Below are 17,505 nucleotides of genomic sequence, written 5' to 3' on the forward strand. Positions count from 1 at the left end.
CGCCATCGATAAGCCGCCGCCGGTCAATCCGAGCCGACCAAGAGACCGATCCTCCCTCAATCAGATGGCCTTCATATATGAATAACTTTCCCCGGACAGTCCTGCGTTCTACGGGGGAGATGGCCGGCAGGCCAGAGGGGGGCGCTGTCCCGCCGGCGTTCCCAAATATTGCGCGTCACTTCCCCGCCCGCCGTCCCGCCTCATACGCTCGCCTTACCCAGACCGTCATCTCGTCGGGATCATCGAAAGCGCTGTCGGGAACGCTCCAGTAGGGCATGGAGACCTGATTGCCATGGCGGGAGCCGGTATAGGTCCATTGCGTGCAGCCGGCGGCTTCGAACTCGGGTGCGCTTTGCTCGTCGGCCTTCAGCATCAATTCGCCGCGCAGCACGATGGCGACGATGACGCCGTCGAAATAGATGCCCTTGCCGCCGAACAGCTTGCGGATACTGACCGGGCCGAGGCCCTCGAACAGTTCGGCGATGCGTTCATTGTCCATGCCGCGATCATGTCACCGGCATTTGACCTTGTCATCGCCGCAACCAAAATCATGCTGACAGGTTGAGAGCCATCCGTTGGAGTTTTTGCCATGCCGCTTCTGCTCAAAGGATCCTGCCGCTGCAATGCCGTCCGCTTCGAGGTGGAGAGCCACACGCCGGTGCCGTTCATGCTGTGCTACTGCTCGATCTGCCGCAAGCAGCAAGGCGGCGGCGGCTTCACCATCAATCTCGGCGCCGACTACGAAACGCTGAATATCAGGGGCAAGAGAAGCCTTGGCGTCTACCGGGCCGAAATCGAAGACGACGAGCACCCGCAGTGCGAGATATCGACCGGCGAACGCAATTTCTGCAAGAAGTGCGGATCGGCGCTGTGGCTCTACGATCCGACATGGCCGGAACTGGTGCATCCCTTTGCGTCAGCTATCGACAGCGACCTGCCCATTCCACCGAGCCGGGTGCATTTGATGCTGAAATACAAGGCGAACTGGGTCGAGCCCGATATCGGCAAGGGCGACAAGGCGTTCGACGTCTATCCCGAGGAATCGATCGCCGACTGGCACAAACGGACGGGAATGTGGGTGGAGTAGTCTTCTTCGCCCCGTCTACGGGGCGAAGAAAGATCAGGCCGAGGCGCGTGCTTCCGCCAGCGCCTTGAGGTCCGCCGGCTTCAACTCGACGGATTCGCCGCAGCCGCAGGCCGAGCTCTGGTTCGGGTTGTGGAAGGTGAAGCCGGTGCGCAGCGTCGTCTGCTCGAAATCCATCTCGGTGCCGAACAGGAATAGCGCTGCCTCAGGCGCCACATAGACATGGGCGCCGTCGCGCTCGATATGGTCGTCCTTGGTGTTGGGCTCGGTCACCAGATCGACCGTGTATTCCATGCCGGCGCAGCCGCCCTTCTTGATGCCGAGGCGAATGCCATGCGCATTGTCGCGGGTGGCAACGATCTCGCGCACCCGGTCGGCGGCCTTTTCGGTCATCGTGATGACGGCGAAGCGTCCCATTCTTTTTCCTTCCATTCCATGCAGGTTCAAGGCCTGCCGAATGATTCTTCACCTAAAATGGTGAAGTTTTATGACTGGCGCAAGTGTGCCAGCCTCGACGCTAATACCAACCCACCGCGACCTGCGCCTCTTCCGACATGCGATCGGGCGACCAAGGCGGATCGAAGGTCATGTTGACTTCGACGCCGGACACGCCTTCGACGGCGCCGACGGCGTTTTCCACCCAGCCGGGCATTTCGCCGGCGACCGGGCAGCCCGGTGCGGTCAGCGTCATGTCGATCTTGACCGCGCGATTGTCCTCGATGTCGATCTTGTAGACGAGGCCGAGTTCGTAGATATCGGCAGGGATTTCCGGGTCGTAGACGGTCTTCAGCGCCGAGACGATGTCGTCGGTCAGCCGCGCCAATTCGTCGGCGGGAATCGCCGAGGCGGAAACCAGCGGGTTGATGGCCGCTTCCGGTGCGGTCTCGGTGGTGTGGCTCACATCATCCATGGTCGTCACCCAAAAAAATTCTCACCCGAAGAATTTGCGCGCTTTCTCAAGCGCCTCGGCCAAAGCGTCGACTTCGGCCCTGGTATTATACATGCCGAATGACGCCCTGCATGTGGAGGTTACGCCGAAGCGTTTCAACAGCGGCTGGGCGCAATGGGTGCCCGCGCGGACGGCAATGCCTTGCCGATCAATCACCATCGACACGTCATGCGCGTGAATACCCTGCAATTCGAACGAGATGATGGCGCCCTTATCCGGCGCGTCGCCGAAGATGCGCAGCGAGTTGATGGCGCGCAGCCGCTCATGCGCATAATTCTTGAGGTCGGCCTCATGGGCCGCGATGCGCTCGCGGCCGATCTTTTCCATATAGTCGAGCGCGGCGCCCAGCCCGATCGCCTGGACGATCGGCGGCGTGCCGGCCTCGAAGCGGTGCGGCGGCTCGTTGTAGGTGACTATGTCTTCCGTCACCTCCTCGATCATCTCGCCACCGCCCATGAAGGGGCGCATGCCCTCAAGAATGTCCTTCTTGCCGTAGAGCACACCGATGCCCGAGGGGCCGTAGACCTTGTGGCCGGTGAAGACGAAGAAATCGCAGTCGAGATCCTGCACGTCGATCGGCATATGCACCGCGCTCTGGCTGCCGTCGACGAGTACCGGAATGCCGCGCGAATGGGCGATGCGCACGATCTCCTTGATCGGCGTCACCGTGCCCAACGCATTCGACATATGCGTGATGGCAACAAGCTTTGTCTTGCTGGTCAGCCGCTTCTCGAATTCCTCGATGTGGAAAACGCCGAGATCGTCGACCGGTGCCCATACCAGCCTGGCGCCCTGCCGTTCGCGGATGAAGTGCCACGGTACGATGTTGGAGTGGTGTTCCATGATCGACAGCACGATCTCGTCGCCCTCGCCGATGTTGGGCATGCCATAGCCATAGGCGACCGTGTTGATGGCCGAGGTCGTGTTCGACGTGAAGACGATGTTGTCGGTGCTCGGCGCGTTCAAGAACCGGCGCACCGTTTCCCGCGCCTTTTCGTAGGCGTCGGTCGCGGCGTTGGAGAGGAAATGCAGGCCGCGATGGACGTTGGCGTATTCCTGGGAATAGGCGTGCTGTATCGTGTCCAGCACCACCTGCGGCTTCTGTGCCGAGGCGCCGTTGTCGAGATAGACCAGAGGCTTGCCATAGACTTCCCGCGACAGGATCGGGAAATCGCGGCGGATCGCTTCGACGTCGTAGAAATCTCCGATCTTGCCCGGCGCGTTCATCACTTCACCCGTGTGCCACAAACCAGCCGTCGAGCCGCGCTTCGAGCGCCTCGACAATCGCCTCGTCGTCCAGTTCCTCGATCACCTCTGCGACGAAGGCTTTCACGAGCAACCCCCGCGCGGTCTTCTCGTCGACGCCACGTGCCATCAGGTAGAACAAATGGTCGTGGTCGATCTCGGTGACGGTCGCGCCATGGCCGCAGATGACGTCGTCGGCGAAAATTTCAAGCTCGGGTTTGGTCGAGAACTCGCCGTCGTCCGACAGCAGCAGCGTGTTGCAAGCCATCTTGGCATTGGTCTTCTGCGCGTATTGATGGACGTTGATGCGGCCCTGGAAGGCGCCCCGCGCCTTGCCCGTCACCACATTGCGGATCACTTCCGTGGAGGTCGTGTGCGGCACGGCATGGTCGAGAACCATGGTCACGTCGGTGTGGGTGTCGCCGGCCAGAAGATTGATGCCGCGCAGTTTGAAATCGGCGCCTTCGCCAGTCGTCCTGACCATGACCTCCTGGCGCACAAGCTTGCCGCCGGCGTTCATGACGAACAGCGTCAGCTTCGCATTCTTGCCGATATGGGCCTTGAACTGCGCCAGATGCGTCGCGGTTTCCGGCTGTTCCTGCACGATCAGCCACGTCACCTCGGCGCCCTCGCCCAGCACGAGCTGGCTGACCGAGCTGACCAAAGCAGCGCCGTCACCCGCCTGACGCTCGACGATGACCGCCTTGGCGCCAGCGCCGACACGCACCGGCAAACGCACATGGGTCTGGCCGCCGGCCTGCAAATTCTGCAGTTCGATCGGCTTTTCAAGCTCCGTGCCTTCGGCGATATCGACGAAATAACCGTCGGCGACAAAGGCCGTGTTCAGCGCGCCGATGGCATCGTCGCTGCCATAGGGATCGAGCCCCGGAGCAATGCTGCCATCGATCAGCTTTTCCGACAGAGGCTGGAAGGCGACGCCTTCAAGGGCCGGCATTTTCGCGTCGGACTTGCCATTCAGGATCGACACCACGGCAGAACCATCGACGATCGGTGCAACGGCCTTGGCCATGGCGGCCGGGTCGAAGTCCGGCACCGCATTCAACAGCCGGCGCAGGTCGGTGTAATGCCAGGATTCGATGCGCCGAGTCGGCAGGCCGTGCTTGATCGCCTCGATGGCGTCGTCGCGCTTCAGCATCACCGCGCCGTCGCCCGGCAGCAGCGACAGCCGGTCACCGAACGCGTCGATCAACGCTGTCTCGGCCTGCGTCCGCTGCGGTTGAGTGTGCATATTCATCAATCTGCCCTCTGGCATCTCACGCGGCTTCGCCGATCACGCCGGCATAGCCGTTGGCCTCAAGATCAAGCGCCAGCGACTTGTCGCCGGACTTGATGACCTGGCCCTTGTAGAGCACGTGCACGCTGTCCGGCACGATGTGTTCGAGCAGGCGCTGGTAATGGGTGATGACCAGAAACGCGCGGTCCGGTGCGCGCAAAGCATTAACGCCGTCGGACACGATCTTCAGCGCGTCGATGTCGAGGCCGGAATCGGTCTCGTCTAGCACGCACAGCTTCGGCTCAAGCAGTTTCATCTGCAGGATCTCGGCGCGCTTCTTCTCGCCGCCGGAGAAGCCGACATTGAGCGGCCGCTTCAGCATCGCCATGTCCATGCTGAGCGAGGCAGCTGCCTCCTTCACCCGCTTCAGGAATTCCGGAATCTTCAGCGGCTCTTCGCCACGCGCCTTGCGCTGCTCGTTCATCGCCACTTTCAGGAATTCCATGGTCGCCACGCCCGGTATCTCCATCGGGTACTGGAAGGCGAGGAAAATGCCCGACGTGGCACGCTCGGCCGGATCCATTTCGAGGATCGACTGGCCGTTGTAGAGGATGTCGCCCTCGGTCACCTCATAGTCCTCGCGGCCGGCGAGGATGTAGGACAGCGTCGACTTGCCCGAGCCGTTCGGTCCCATGATCGCAGCGACCTCGCCGGCTTTCACCGTCAGGCTCAGGCCGCGGATGATTTCGGTGCCGTCATCGACGATGCGGGCATGCAGATTTCTGATTTCAAGCATTCTTTTGTTTCCTGAATATCTGTCCGGTCAACCGACCGAGCCCTCAAGCGAAATTCCGATCAGCTTTTGCGCTTCGACCGCGAACTCCATCGGAAGTTGCTGGATCACATCCTTGACGAAGCCGTTGACGATCAGGGCGATCGCCTCTTCCTCGGGGATGCCGCGCTGCATGACGTAGAATTTCTGGTCCTCGGAAATCTTCGAGGTCGTGGCTTCATGCTCGAACTGCGCCGTCGAATTCTTGGCTTCCATGTAGGGCACGGTGTGCGCGCCGCACTGGTCGCCGATCAGCAGCGAGTCGCAGTTGGTGAAGTTGCGGGCGTTGGTCGCCTTGCGGTGCGCCGAGACCTGGCCGCGATATGTGTTCTGCGAGAAGCCGGCGGCGATACCCTTGGAGATGATGCGGCTCGACGTGTTCTTGCCGAGATGGATCATCTTGGTGCCGCTGTCGACCTGCTGATAGCCGTTCGACACGGCGATCGAATAGAACTCGCCGCTGGAATCGTCGCCGCGCAGGATGCAGCTCGGATATTTCCAGGTGATCGCCGAACCGGTCTCGACCTGCGTCCACGAGATCTTCGAACGGTGACCACGGCAGTCACCGCGCTTGGTGACGAAATTGTAGATGCCGCCCTTGCCCTCGGCGTCGCCGGGATACCAGTTCTGCACCGTCGAATATTTGATCTCGGCATCGTCGAGCGCCACCAGTTCGACAACTGCCGCATGCAGCTGGTTCTCGTCGCGCTGCGGCGCCGTGCAACCTTCGAGATAGGAGACGTAGGCCCCCTCCTCGGCGATGATCAGCGTGCGCTCGAACTGGCCGGTGTTCTTCTCGTTCATGCGGAAATAGGTCGACAGTTCCATCGGGCAGCGTACGCCCTTGGGCACGAAGACGAACGAGCCGTCGGTGAACACGGCGGAGTTCAGCGTGGCGTAATAATTGTCGGAGGTCGGCACGACCGAACCGAGATATTTCTTCACCAGTTCCGGATGCTCGCGGATGGCTTCCGAGATCGAACAGAAGATGACGCCGGCCTGCGCCAGCTCTTTCTTGAAGGTGGTGACGACCGATACGGAATCGAACACGGCGTCGACCGCGACACGGCCCGATTTGTAGACATTGTCGCTGGCTTCCTCGAGCTCGGAGGCGTCAGCCTTTTGCACGCCGGCGAGAATTTCCTGTTCCCTCAACGGAATGCCGAGCTTCTCGTAGACCTTCAGCAGTTCGGGATCGACATCGCTCAGCGACGTCGGGCCGGGCGTGCTCTTCGGCGCAGCGTAATAGTAGATGTCCTGGAAATCGATCTTCGGATAATGGACGCGCGCCCAGGTCGGCTCGTCCAGCGTCAGCCAACGGCGATACGCTTCCAGACGCCATTCGAGCATCCAGGACGGCTCGTCCTTCTTGGCCGAAATGAAGCGGATGATGTCTTCGCTCAGGCCCTTGGGGGCCTTGTCCATCGCTATTTCGGTCTGGAATCCGTATTTGTATTGGTCGACGTCGATCTTTCGGACCCGATCGATCGTGTCCTGCACAGCAGGCATATGCGTTCTCCATCCACGCCGGGGTCAAGGCCCGACAGTTTTCAAACTATGGCACTGCCAATCAACGCCGAAAAAAGCGCTCGCGGCAGCGTGAGTTCCATATAGTGCGTCTCGACCGGAAATTCACCCGGCCAGCACGAAACGCACGGCTCTACCAGGCCGAAAGGCCCAAACTTGTCCAACCGCTCACGCGGCCTGGTCTCTATCCGCCTTCTCCCTGGCGGTTTGCCGTGCGGCGATCCCCGCCAGCGCGGTGCGGAACAGCTCGATATCCTCAGCGCCCGTCGCCGAACCGATCGACACGCGCAAGGCGCCAAGACTGTCGCCGTATCCCATGGCCTTCAGCACATGGCTCGGTCCGACCTTGCCCGACGAACAGGCGGAGCCGGCCGATAGCGCCACGCCGGCCAGATCGAAAGCGATCTGAGCGGTTTCGGCCTTGACGCCCGCAATAGCGAAGAATGTCGTATTGGCAAGCCTTGGCGCACCCGTTCCAAAGATTTCCGCGTCCGGCACCAACATTTTCACAATGGCTTCGATCTCGTCGCGGCGCTGCCGCACCGCATCCATGGCCGGCAGCCCGCCCAGAGCCGCGCGTGCGGCGGCGCCAAAACCGGCAATGGCGGCGAGGTTTTCCGTGCCGCCACGGTGGCCCTTTTCCTGGCCGCCGCCATTGATCAGCGGCTTCGGCATCATCAGATCGGAGGCGGCGACTATGGCGCCGACGCCCTTGGGGCCGCCGATCTTGTGCGAAGACAGTATCAGATAATCAGCGTAACCCGCTGACATATCGATTGAAAGGCGTCCGGCAGCCTGAACGGCGTCGACGACGAGGATGCCGCCCGCTTCCTTGACGATACCGGCGATGCGATCGATCGGCTGAATGACACCGGTCTCGTTGTTGGCGGCATGGATGGCGACCAGCGGCAGGCCATCGGCCTTGTCATGCGCCACAAGTGCTGCGGCCAAGGCTGCAAGATCGGCGGTGCCGTCAGCATCGACGCCGAGCCGCGTCACCAGTCCGGCCGGGAAGCGCCCGCCGTTCAACAGGCAGGGATGATCGGCTTCGGACATGTAGAGCCGGCTCATGCGTATGGCGCCGCGTCCCATCTGCCAATCGGGTGAAAGCAGCGTCGAGGCGGCTTCAGTCGCGCCGGAGGTGAACACGACGTGCTCGGGCTTGGCGTTGACAAGTGCCGCCACATCACGCCTTGCGGTCTCGACCAGGCGTCGCGCGGCGCGGCCTTCGGCGTGGACCGAGGACGGGTTGGCGGCGAAATCGAGCGCCGCGACCATTGCCTCGCGGGCCACTGCAAGCAGCGGCGCACTGGCATTGTAGTCGAGATAGGCTCGTTTTGCGGCCATTTTCGTCCAGTTGGTCCCGTTAGAAGCCATTCCGCCGACGTATCGCGTTATTTCCTTGAAATTCCAAGGCGAGGCGTCCTATTTACGCGGCTTGCGGCGCGGGTGGCCCGGCTCGATGGCTTGCCACTCAGTTTTGAACAATTCTAAACTAGCTTCTAAGAAGACGCTCGCCCTGCGTCAAGGCCAGAGGAAGACATGTTCCGGGCGCCGCGCATTCGTTGCAAGTGGAGTATTTTATGCCTGAGGTCATTTTCACCGGTCCTGCCGGCCGCCTGGAGGGGCGCTACCAGCCTTCCAAGGAAAAGAGCGCGCCGATAGCCATCGTTCTGCACCCGCACCCACAGTTCGGCGGCACGATGAACAACAAGATCGTCTACGACCTCTTCTACATGTTCCAGAAGCGGGATTTCACGACGCTTCGCTTCAATTTCCGCGGCATTGGCCGCAGCCAGGGCGAATTCGATCACGGCACCGGCGAATTGTCGGATGCCGCCGCAGCGCTGGATTGGGTGCAGTCGCTGCATCCGGATTCCAAGAGTTGCTGGGTCGCCGGTTACTCCTTCGGCTCCTGGATCGGCATGCAGCTTTTGATGCGCCGGCCGGAGATCGAAGGTTTCATCTCGATCGCGCCGCAGCCCAACACCTATGACTTCTCGTTCCTGGCGCCCTGTCCGTCATCGGGCCTGATCATCCATGGCGATGCCGACAAGGTGGCGCCACCAAAGGATGTGCAAGGCCTGGTCGACAAGCTGCACACGCAAAAAGGCATCACCATCACGCAGAAGACGTTGCCCGGCGCCAACCATTTCTTCTCCAACGACGCCGACCTGTTGCTCGAGGAGTGCGCTGATTATCTCGACCGCCGGCTTGCCGGTGAATTGTCGGATCCGCGGCCGAAGCGGCTGAGATAGGAAGAACGGCAGCCATTTACGAGCCTCCCCATCTCAGGGAAAGGCGCACGCCAGGGCCGGTTCGAGCCAGACCGAACGCTCAGGCCTTCCTTGTCGGTCCGATCAGCCGAAACGTGTTCTTGCGGACCGGCAATCCTGACGGCATCGGACGAAAGATGAAGCCGAGCCGGGCAAAGAGCAGCCCGCAGGCCAGCGCGATGGCGCAGCCGAGGCCGAAGCCGGCAACGGTGTCGCTGGGATAGTGCGCGCCGACGAAGACCCGCGTCGAGGCAATGCAAGCCGTGATCGCCAATGCGATGTACCAGCGCCTTGGAAACAACAGCAGGGCGACGCCGAATACGGCGCCCATGGTCGTGGCATGGCCGGACGGGAAGCCGGCGAAGCGCGCATCAAAAGCGAAGGGATGCAAGGCCAGCACACCAAAGTCGCCGAAATAGAGCGGGCGAGCCCGACCGATCGCGTATTTCAGCACATTGACGGTGAGGCCCGACAGGCCGACGGCGCCCAGCACCAGAAAAGCCAGGCAGGTCCAGTTGTAGACGAGCATCAGCGAGCGCCTTGAGAGGCTTCGCCAGTCCGTCAGGTTCGCGGCAACGAGCAGAAGCGCCGACGGGATGAGATACCAGCCACCCAGGCCGAGCTGCGTGAAAAAGTCGGCAAGCCGGACAAATTTCGCCGACCACTGGCCGTGAAGCACTCCAGCCGGTGTGTCGAGGCGGACGAACGCTGCCGCCGTCAGCAAAACCCAGACCAGCACCCAGACCGACCACAAAATATTCGGGTATCTGGCCGGACGGACGGCAAAGCGCCTTTTGACGATCTGCATCGTATCGCGAAAATTGTCGAGGGACCGGCGCCCTAGCCCAAGGAGCAGGCCGGAAACGGAAGGGCGCGATTTTACCAACATGTGAAATTCGACCCCATTGTTGCCGTCATGGGCATCGACGAGCCGTCATTGGGCCACACGATAGAGGCCGAGAGACAGTTTGTCTCCCGACGAATAGTTGAGCCCATCGATCCGCGCCACTCGGTTTGCCGACTTGCCTTGTGCGGCCAGCAGGCCGTTCAGTTTCTGCTCGTCGCCGACCTTTGCCAGCGCCAGCGCGCAGGCAGGGTCGCCAAGCAGATGTCTGGCGACGCCATCGACATCGGTCAGCACCGTCTTCGTGCCCACCAGGAACACCAGGCTCGGCTCGTGATATTCCGCCGAAGCGAGCACCGTGGTCTCGCAGGGCCTGTTGGCACGGACCGCCGCTTCGATGGCCGGGCTCAGCCAGATCGGCTTCAGCGACGGCGCGATGATGCCGAACAGCAAGCCATAGGTGATGCCCGCGCAGACCGCGATGGCGCCGATGCGGCGCAGCGGCACTTGCAGCTCCCTGGAAAAAGCGAAGTAGGCCGCCCCCAGTGCTGCCGCGGCTGCCGGGATGCTCCACCAGGAGAAAGTGCCGGTGAGGTAGATCGGCGCTCCGATGCAGACCGCCGCCAAGCCGAGGCTGACGACGACCAGACCGAATGCTGTCGACCACCACAACCAATTCTGCCAGCGCTTGAGCGGCGCATTCGCCTCCTGCGGCGACAACGTCAGCAGCCAGCCGATCAGCAGCGCCATGCCGGGATAGGCCGGCAGGACATAGTGCGGCAGCTTGGTCGGGATCAACTCGAACACCAGCCAAAACGGAATGTACCAGGCGAGGCAGAAACGCAGCCGCGGATCGTCGCGCAACCGGTTGAGGGCCTGGAGCCCGGCGCCGACCGCGACCAGGCCGAAAGGCCACATGAACAGCGAATAGGTCAGCATGTAGAAACCGGGCGGCAGGCCGTGCGACTCCTCACCAGACGCGACCTTGGCCACCATGTCCTTGCCGACGGCATCCTGCAGAAAGGCGCCACCGCTCTTCCAGGTGATGAGCGCGACCCAGGGCAGCACGATAAGGAGCACCAGAGCGACGCCGCGCACGAGCTTCAGCTTCAGGATCCAGTGCCAGTCGCGCTCGAAGGCGAAAAGGGTGGCGACCGTCAGCACCGACAACAGCGGGGCGACGGGTCCTTTGATAAGGATCCCCAGGCCTTGGGCCGCCCAGAAGACCCACGGCAGATGGGCGGCTATCGGTTCCTTTCGCCGCGACGCCAGATAGATCTGGGCGAGCGCGCCTTGAGCCGCAACGCAGCAAGCCAGCAGCATCGCGTCGGTCTTGGCGTCGCGGCCCTCGAAGGCGGTGGCGAAGATCGCCGCCATCATCAGACCGGCGGCGAGACCCGCATTGGCCGCGAAGAGCTTGGTGCCCGTCCAGGCGATACCGACGACGGACAGGGCAATGCCAAGCATGGAGACGAGGCGATAGACCCAGATTGGCGCCGCCGCGCCCTCGCCGCTCAGCGCCACGGCCGCCGATTGAAGCCAATAGATGCCGATCGGCTTCTTGTAGCGCGAGGCATCCTGAAAACGGATGTCGACATAGTCGGAGGTTTCGACCATCTGCTTGGTGGCCTGGACAAAACGCGACTCGTCGCGGTCGACTGGCGGAAGGCTCATCAGGCCGCCGAAAGTCATCAGCAGACTGAACAGAAAGAGGAGGAGATAGTTCCTGTTCATCGCGGGAGCTTTCCGGGTCTGATCTGCGGGATGGCCCCGTCGTGGCGCTTCGGCCCTGCCCCTGCGCGGCGCCTCAATACGCCAGCCAAAAGAATGAGGCAAGAAGTGGGCTTGGCCATCTAGGGCTCCGAACTCAGGTAAAACCTGACGGCAGCCAGTTCAGCGGTGTCGGCAGCTTCTGTACCGGCAGCTTTTCACGATAGGAATTTTTTCTTGACTCTGTGTCCTCAGCTATGGTACATATTCCTCTATGGTGCTGATTTGCGCCAGTGACCCGCCGCACAGGCGGGTTTTTCGTTTCCGTCAGCCTACGCGCCGGCGAAGGCTCCGAAGGAACCCGTTAGCCCGAGTCGTTGCCCTACTTGGCCACCCGCCCGGGCCGCAAAACCGGAAACCACTTTTGCTGATCGCGAGTTCTTTGTTGAAGCGCGATCAGACGCAAAACCGGAAACCACTTTTGCTGATCGCGCTTGGATGCTAAACGCCCGCGTTCATGCACGTCCGAGCCGCAGCGGCCGGGTGCTTTCGGGAAAGAAACAATGTCCGCCTTCAAATCCGATTTCCTGCGCACGATGAGCGAGCGCGGTTTCATCCACCAGACTTCGGATGATGCCGGCCTCGACAATATCTTCGCCAAGGAGACGGTGACCGCCTATATCGGCTTCGACGCGACCGCCAAAAGCCTGCATGCCGGCTCGCTGATCCAGATCATGATGCTGCACTGGCTGCAGCAGACCGGTCATCGGCCCATCGCGCTGATGGGTGGCGGCACCTCGATGATCGGCGACCCGTCCTTCAAGGACGAGGCGCGCAAGCTGCTGACCCCGCAGGATATCGACGACAACCTCGCCGGCATCCGCCGCAATTTCATGCCGTACCTCAAATTCGGCAGCGGTCCGAACGATGCCATCATGATCAACAACGCCGACTGGCTGATGGAGATCAACTACGTCAATTTCCTGCGCGACGTCGGCCGTCACTTTTCCGTCAACCGCATGCTGGCCTTCGATTCCGTCAAGCTCCGGCTCGATCGCGAGCAGTCGCTGTCGTTCCTCGAATTCAACTACATGATCCTGCAGGCCTATGATTTCGTCGAGCTCTACAAGCGTCTTGGCTGCCGCCTGCAGATGGGTGGCTCCGACCAGTGGGGCAACATCATCAACGGCATCGATCTCGGCCACCGCATGGAGAACGCGCAGCTTTATGCCCTGACAACGCCGCTGCTCACCACCTCATCAGGCGCCAAGATGGGCAAGTCGGCGTCGGGCGCGGTCTGGCTCGATGCGGAGATGCTGAGCCCCTATGAATTCTGGCAGTACTGGCGCAACACCGAGGATGCCGACGTTGCCCGCTTCCTAAAACTCTACACGACGCTGCCGCTGGACGAGATCGCGCGGCTCGAGCGGCTCGGCGGATCCGAGATCAATGAGGCCAAGAAGATCCTCGCCACCGAGATCACCGCCTTGCTGCACGGCCGCGCAGCCGCGGAGACAGCAAGCGAAACCGCGCGCAAGACGTTCGAGGAAGGCGCGCTCGCCGAATCGCTGCCGAGCGTCGAGTTGGAGAAGGCCGCTCTCGAAGCCGGCGTCGGCGTCCTGTCGCTGCTAGTCACCGCCGGACTGGCGGCGTCGAACGGCGAGGCGCGGCGGCATGTGCAGGGCGGCGCCGTGCGCCTGAACGACGAGCCTGTCAGCGACGAACGCCGGCTGGTGACTTCAATGGATTTGGGTCCGGAAAACGCCGTAAAGCTTTCCTTGGGAAAGAAAAAACACATTCTGGTGCGGCCGGCTTGAGGCCACTCACCGGTATTCGAAGATCGACCTGAATATACCAGGCGCGATGACTGACAGCGGGTTGATGTCCAGCAGCGGCTTGTTGGCATTGCCCTTGAGCCGGTAGGTCACGCCGATCAGGCCACGGTCGCGTCCGTTGCCGAGCAGCGCGCCGACGATGGGCAGTTCACCGAAGATGCGATTGAGGCCATAGACCGGCATGAACGTGCCGGTCATGTCCATGTTGTTGTTCTGGTCGTAGAGCGTGCCCTGGAACGTCGTGCCGATTCGCGGGCCGCGCAGCACGCCATTGGCCAGTTTCAGGTAGCCGCTGCCCTTGTCGATCTCGGCATAGCCGCGCTCGAACTTCACCCGCGACGTGTCCAGCTTACCCTTGACCGCCTGATTGAGGCTGCGGTTGTCGCCTGCCGGCGTGGTCGAGACGATAGAGGCCAGTTTCGGCTCGTTGACCACGAAAAAGTTGCTGGTGTCGACCTTGCCCTTCAGCGCTCCGTCGCTCGGCCCCGCCAGCGCCAGGGTGATCGTTCCGCCTTCCATATGCTCGTAGATGTTGAGGAACCTGAGGACGGCGCCAGCGTCCGCGGACTGCATGTTGAGGGCGCGTCGGCCGGCACCGGTGGTGTTGCTGATGGTTATGGCGGCGCCCGAACTTGCCATGGCGCTGACCTTCAGCCCATTCACCCGCGATCCGGCCGCACTGTAGTCGAGTTTCAAATTGGACAATTGCTCGTCGTGGAAACCGGTCAGCTGATCGACATCGGCGCTGACGGAAATAGCATCGGAACCTGTCGTCTTGGTGGCCGTATCCACATCCGAGGTGAACTGCTTGATAAGCGATCGGGCATCCAGGGCACTGCCTGTTATGTCGACCGCATAGCTCTTGCCGGATCGCTTCACCGACACCGCTACGTCGTCGCCCCTGTTCAGGGTGACCTTGCTGAACCGCGCCGACGACAAGCTACCATTGACCAGCACGATGCTGCCGTCGATGGAGAAACTCTCTCCGTCGAGGTTGAAGTCGGACAGCGTCGTCGTATCGCCGGCCTTGGTCATGACGAATGTGACATTGGCGGGGACCCCCGCGCCCTTGCTCCAACCCGCCCAGGGGATGTCCAGCCTGGCATTGGTCAGATCGGCCGAGACGTTCTGGTTGCCGCTCCCGTTCTTGTCGATTGCTACTTTCACCGTTCCGGCAAGCAGCGGCTTCAGACCCGGCATGGCGGCGGCCCGGACCTTGTCGTCGAGCACCAAGGCCACCTTGCGGCTGCGCGCCGGCCCATCATCCCTGAGCGGCTCGATCAGATCGAGTTCGGCCGGAATGCCGTTCAGCGACGCCTTGGCGGAGATCACCGCCTTAACGGGGTCGACGGTGATCGAACCGTCGGCATCCGTCACGGTCTGCCCCTCGAAGGGTTTGGCCAACGACATGCCGGTGTAGTCGAGCGACACCAGCCAATCGAGCTTCGAGGAGTCGACGCCGGACTGCAGCGGAATATTCGCCCTGACGTGGCCGGTGACGCTGCCCGACAGTTCTTCCGGCAGAATGCCGACATGACGCATGGCGTTGATCGGCTCGTAGGATGCGAGTTCGGCAACAGCGGATGCGCCGCCGTCAACGTCGATGTCGAGCGCGCCGATGACCGGCGGGTGATTGGCCGCCTTGATCGCCAGCGTGCCATTGCTGGCCGCCACGGTGCGGCCGCTGGGCATATAGACGGTGCCAGAGGACAGGGAGATATCGACATCGTTGCCGTGAAAGCCGACGACGCCAACCGCGTCGCGTATCGGCGGAATGCGGCCGGCCGTGTCGAAGCGCGAACCCTCGATCTGGAAGCGGCCGAATATTTCGTCGGCGGACAGCGGCACGCCGTTGCCCAGCCGGCCCGGCACGACCTGGAACTGGAGGTTGGCGTCGACGACGCGGCCGCCGAACAGATTGGCGAGCACCCACAGCCGCGCGTTGCGCGCCGAAAACCACGGCCACAGCTGCTTGACGTGAGAGACCTGCATGTTGTGGATATTGACGGCAAGGTTGATCCCCGGCGCCTTGCCGTCGACGAACGCCACGGCCGCGGTGCCAAGCACTTCGCTGGAGGCAGCGGACCGAAGCGCGATCTGGTCGGCGACCAATCTGTGGCTCACCGTGTTGTAGACACCGGCAATCCGGGCAAGGAAGGTCAGCGCTGGCTCAGGCGACTCCGAAGGCGCCAGCGACGAACCGTCGCTGGTCAGGTCATAGCGATAGGAAGGCTCTTCACCCGCCGCCCCGCTTGCCGGCTTCGGACCGATCGAACCGGCGAAATCGAATGTCGAGCGACCGGTCTTCAGCAGCAACCTGTCGACCTGGACCTTGTTGCTGCCGGCAACAAGCGTTGCGTCGACATCGACGTCAGCCGGCAGCAGTCCGCGCGTGCCTAGATTGAGAATGGAACCCGTCGACGACAAAAGAGCCGTCAGCCGCGATGCATTTGCCCCCGATCCTTCCGATCCCGTCAGCTTCAGCGCGACCGCGCCCAACTTCCCGGCGGCGGCCGCGGGACCGTCGGCATCCGCCAGGTCGATGATGGCGTCCAGCGCCGTGACGCGGTGTGCCGCGATGTCGCGGGTGGCGGAAGCGGCAACGGTAACCGTCCTGCCGTTGACATCCACCTTGGATGAAAACTGCATGCCGCCCGGTCCCGATTGCACGACGGTGGCGTCGGTTATCTTGAAGAGGTTGATCGTTCCGGTTTCGGGCAGCACGAATTCGACGTTGCGAAGATCGATCTGGCGCAGCGAATCTTCCCGCACGGCATCGAGCGCGCGGTTGACGTTTCCGAACACCGCATTGGACAGCTTCTCAGGGTCGATGAGGCCGTCCGCATTGCGCAGGGCGGCGGTCCAGTCGCCGCCGGACGGCATCGCCGCCACGACAATGCGGGCATCGGAGATCCTGGCGCTGGTCAGCCGCACATCCCCCCACAGAAGAGGAACCAGGCGCACGCCGAATCGCACGCGGCCGGCATCGGCCATCGGCTTGCCGTCGGCGGTCTTCAGGCTGACATCGCTGACCTGGAGCGCTATGAAACTCGAACTGTCGAGCGTGATGCGCGCCGGCCCGACCGCGACATTGACATCGACGCCGGCCAGCTTCTCAAGAGCCGTTTCCGCCTCGATACGAAGCCGGTCGGCCCCGATGCCGGAGGCGCCAACCAGATAAACGAGCACGGCGGCCAGCAACACGAGAGCGACCAGACTGGCGAACAGCCGCGACAAGATGCGAAAGCCGCGTCCGATCCGCGCCTGACCGAGCGGCGGCACACGACACGCCGACGGGAAAGCCGCCAGGTCGGTGATCTCGCCACGCCTGAACCGGATCTTCTTGTGCTGCGGTTGCTCCTGATCCAAGCAATTTTCCGTTGTACGAACTCGATCGTGGACGACTCCCCGCTCGACACTATATCGGTGTGGCTTCGCGCGTAACCTCAAACAAGGGCATCGGTATGGCTGACCTCGACGTGGGCGATCTTGCGCCGCAATTCGATCTGCCGCGCGACGGCGGCGGATCGCTCAGCCTTGCCGCCTTCTCCGGCAAGCCCATTGTCCTCTATTTCTATCCGCAGGATGACACAACAAGCTGCACGCAAGAGGCGATCAGCTTTTCGCAGCTGAAGCCAGACTTCGAGAAGGCGGGGGCCGTAGTGATCGGCCTGTCGCCTGACACCGCCAGGAAGCACGACAAGTTCAAGTCGAAATACAATCTGACCATCGACCTTGCCGCCGACGAGGAGCGCAAGGTGATCGAGTCCTACCATCTGTGGGTCGAGAAATCGATGTATGGCCGCAAATACATGGGCGTCGAGCGCGCGACGTTCCTGATCGGCCGCGACGGACGGATCGCCAGGATCTGGCGCAAGGTCCGCGTCAAGGGCCATGCCGAGGAGGTGCTCGAGGCCGTTCGCGCGCTTTGAGGTTTGCCGGCACGGCTGTTCGTGCGTTCCCCCCAAA

General features: G+C 62.2%; 16 protein-coding genes. 4 read left to right on the forward strand and 12 right to left on the reverse strand.

All coding sequences use genetic code 11. The features are described 5' to 3' along the window. Positions 1-175: 175 nt before the first annotated feature. A complete protein-coding gene (locus tag NKI20_RS00005; protein WP_352827181.1) occupies positions 176-499 on the reverse strand; it encodes a TfoX/Sxy family protein in 324 nt (107 codons plus the stop codon). A gap of 90 nt (positions 500-589) precedes the next feature. Between NKI20_RS00005 and NKI20_RS00010 the strand changes: the two genes are divergently transcribed. Next, entirely contained in the window at positions 590-1,087 is a 498-nt protein-coding gene (locus NKI20_RS00010; protein ID WP_352726564.1) for a GFA family protein, read from the forward strand. 33 nt (positions 1,088-1,120) lie between these two features. On the opposite strand, the gene sufA is transcribed toward NKI20_RS00010, so the two are convergent. The 7 genes from sufA to NKI20_RS00045 all read right to left on the reverse strand — a co-directional run bounded on the left by sufA (position 1,121) and on the right by NKI20_RS00045 (position 8,218). Continuing rightward, positions 1,121-1,501 (reverse strand): Fe-S cluster assembly scaffold SufA, encoded by a 381-nt coding sequence (gene sufA, locus NKI20_RS00015; protein ID WP_013532156.1) that lies wholly within the window; start codon positions 1,499-1,501, stop codon positions 1,121-1,123. Between the two features lie 100 nt (positions 1,502-1,601). Further along, entirely contained in the window at positions 1,602-1,994 is a 393-nt protein-coding gene (locus tag NKI20_RS00020; RefSeq protein ID WP_352485723.1) for an SUF system Fe-S cluster assembly protein, read from the reverse strand. Between the two features lie 21 nt (positions 1,995-2,015). Next, positions 2,016-3,260 carry a cysteine desulfurase gene (locus tag NKI20_RS00025; RefSeq protein ID WP_352602711.1) on the reverse strand — a complete coding sequence of 415 codons (1,245 nt, stop codon included), beginning with the start codon at positions 3,258-3,260 and terminating at the stop codon, positions 2,016-2,018. A gap of 4 nt (positions 3,261-3,264) precedes the next feature. Beyond that, on the reverse strand, positions 3,265-4,533 hold the full coding sequence (sufD, locus tag NKI20_RS00030) for a Fe-S cluster assembly protein SufD (RefSeq protein WP_352827185.1): 1,269 nt from the start codon (positions 4,531-4,533) through the stop codon (positions 3,265-3,267). Positions 4,534-4,552: 19 nt separating this feature from the next. Further along, complete coding sequence (gene sufC, locus NKI20_RS00035; protein ID WP_023759796.1) at positions 4,553-5,308, reverse strand: Fe-S cluster assembly ATPase SufC; 756 nt, start codon at positions 5,306-5,308, stop codon at positions 4,553-4,555. 27 nt (positions 5,309-5,335) lie between these two features. Beyond that, positions 5,336-6,853, reverse strand: coding sequence for a Fe-S cluster assembly protein SufB (gene sufB, locus NKI20_RS00040; protein ID WP_023759797.1), 1,518 nt, complete (start codon positions 6,851-6,853; stop codon positions 5,336-5,338). Positions 6,854-7,039: 186 nt separating this feature from the next. After that, entirely contained in the window at positions 7,040-8,218 is a 1,179-nt protein-coding gene (locus tag NKI20_RS00045) for a cysteine desulfurase family protein (protein ID WP_352827188.1), read from the reverse strand. Positions 8,219-8,454: 236 nt separating this feature from the next. Between NKI20_RS00045 and NKI20_RS00050 the strand changes: the two genes are divergently transcribed. After that, positions 8,455-9,129 carry an alpha/beta hydrolase gene (locus NKI20_RS00050; RefSeq protein ID WP_013532163.1) on the forward strand — a complete coding sequence of 225 codons (675 nt, stop codon included), beginning with the start codon at positions 8,455-8,457 and terminating at the stop codon, positions 9,127-9,129. 79 nt (positions 9,130-9,208) lie between these two features. On the opposite strand, the gene NKI20_RS00055 is transcribed toward NKI20_RS00050, so the two are convergent. From NKI20_RS00055 to NKI20_RS00065, 3 genes are all read right to left on the reverse strand, one after another. Further along, entirely contained in the window at positions 9,209-9,955 is a 747-nt protein-coding gene (locus tag NKI20_RS00055) for a phosphatase PAP2 family protein (protein ID WP_352827191.1), read from the reverse strand. A 126-nt stretch (positions 9,956-10,081) separates the two neighbouring features. Then, on the reverse strand, positions 10,082-11,725 hold the full coding sequence (locus NKI20_RS00060) for an ArnT family glycosyltransferase (protein ID WP_352827193.1): 1,644 nt from the start codon (positions 11,723-11,725) through the stop codon (positions 10,082-10,084). A gap of 358 nt (positions 11,726-12,083) precedes the next feature. Next, positions 12,084-12,278 carry a hypothetical protein gene (locus NKI20_RS00065; protein ID WP_352827195.1) on the reverse strand — a complete coding sequence of 65 codons (195 nt, stop codon included), beginning with the start codon at positions 12,276-12,278 and terminating at the stop codon, positions 12,084-12,086. Here NKI20_RS00065 and tyrS point away from each other — a divergent pair. Next, positions 12,265-13,518: a tyrosine--tRNA ligase gene (gene tyrS, locus NKI20_RS00070; protein ID WP_352827197.1), complete on the forward strand. Its 1,254-nt coding sequence runs from the start codon at positions 12,265-12,267 to the stop codon at positions 13,516-13,518. The genes NKI20_RS00065 and tyrS overlap by 14 nt on opposite strands. Positions 13,519-13,524: 6 nt before the next feature. On the opposite strand, the gene NKI20_RS00075 is transcribed toward tyrS, so the two are convergent. Continuing rightward, on the reverse strand, positions 13,525-16,905 hold the full coding sequence (locus tag NKI20_RS00075) for a DUF3971 domain-containing protein (RefSeq protein WP_352827200.1): 3,381 nt from the start codon (positions 16,903-16,905) through the stop codon (positions 13,525-13,527). Positions 16,906-17,000: 95 nt separating this feature from the next. Here NKI20_RS00075 and NKI20_RS00080 point away from each other — a divergent pair, with 95 nt between their 5' ends. Then, positions 17,001-17,468 carry a peroxiredoxin gene (locus NKI20_RS00080; protein ID WP_352827203.1) on the forward strand — a complete coding sequence of 156 codons (468 nt, stop codon included), beginning with the start codon at positions 17,001-17,003 and terminating at the stop codon, positions 17,466-17,468. Positions 17,469-17,505 lie beyond the last annotated feature (37 nt).

The sequence above is a fragment of the Mesorhizobium sp. M0830 genome (assembly GCF_040319965.1).
In the GTDB taxonomy this organism is placed as follows: domain Bacteria; phylum Pseudomonadota; class Alphaproteobacteria; order Rhizobiales; family Rhizobiaceae; genus Mesorhizobium.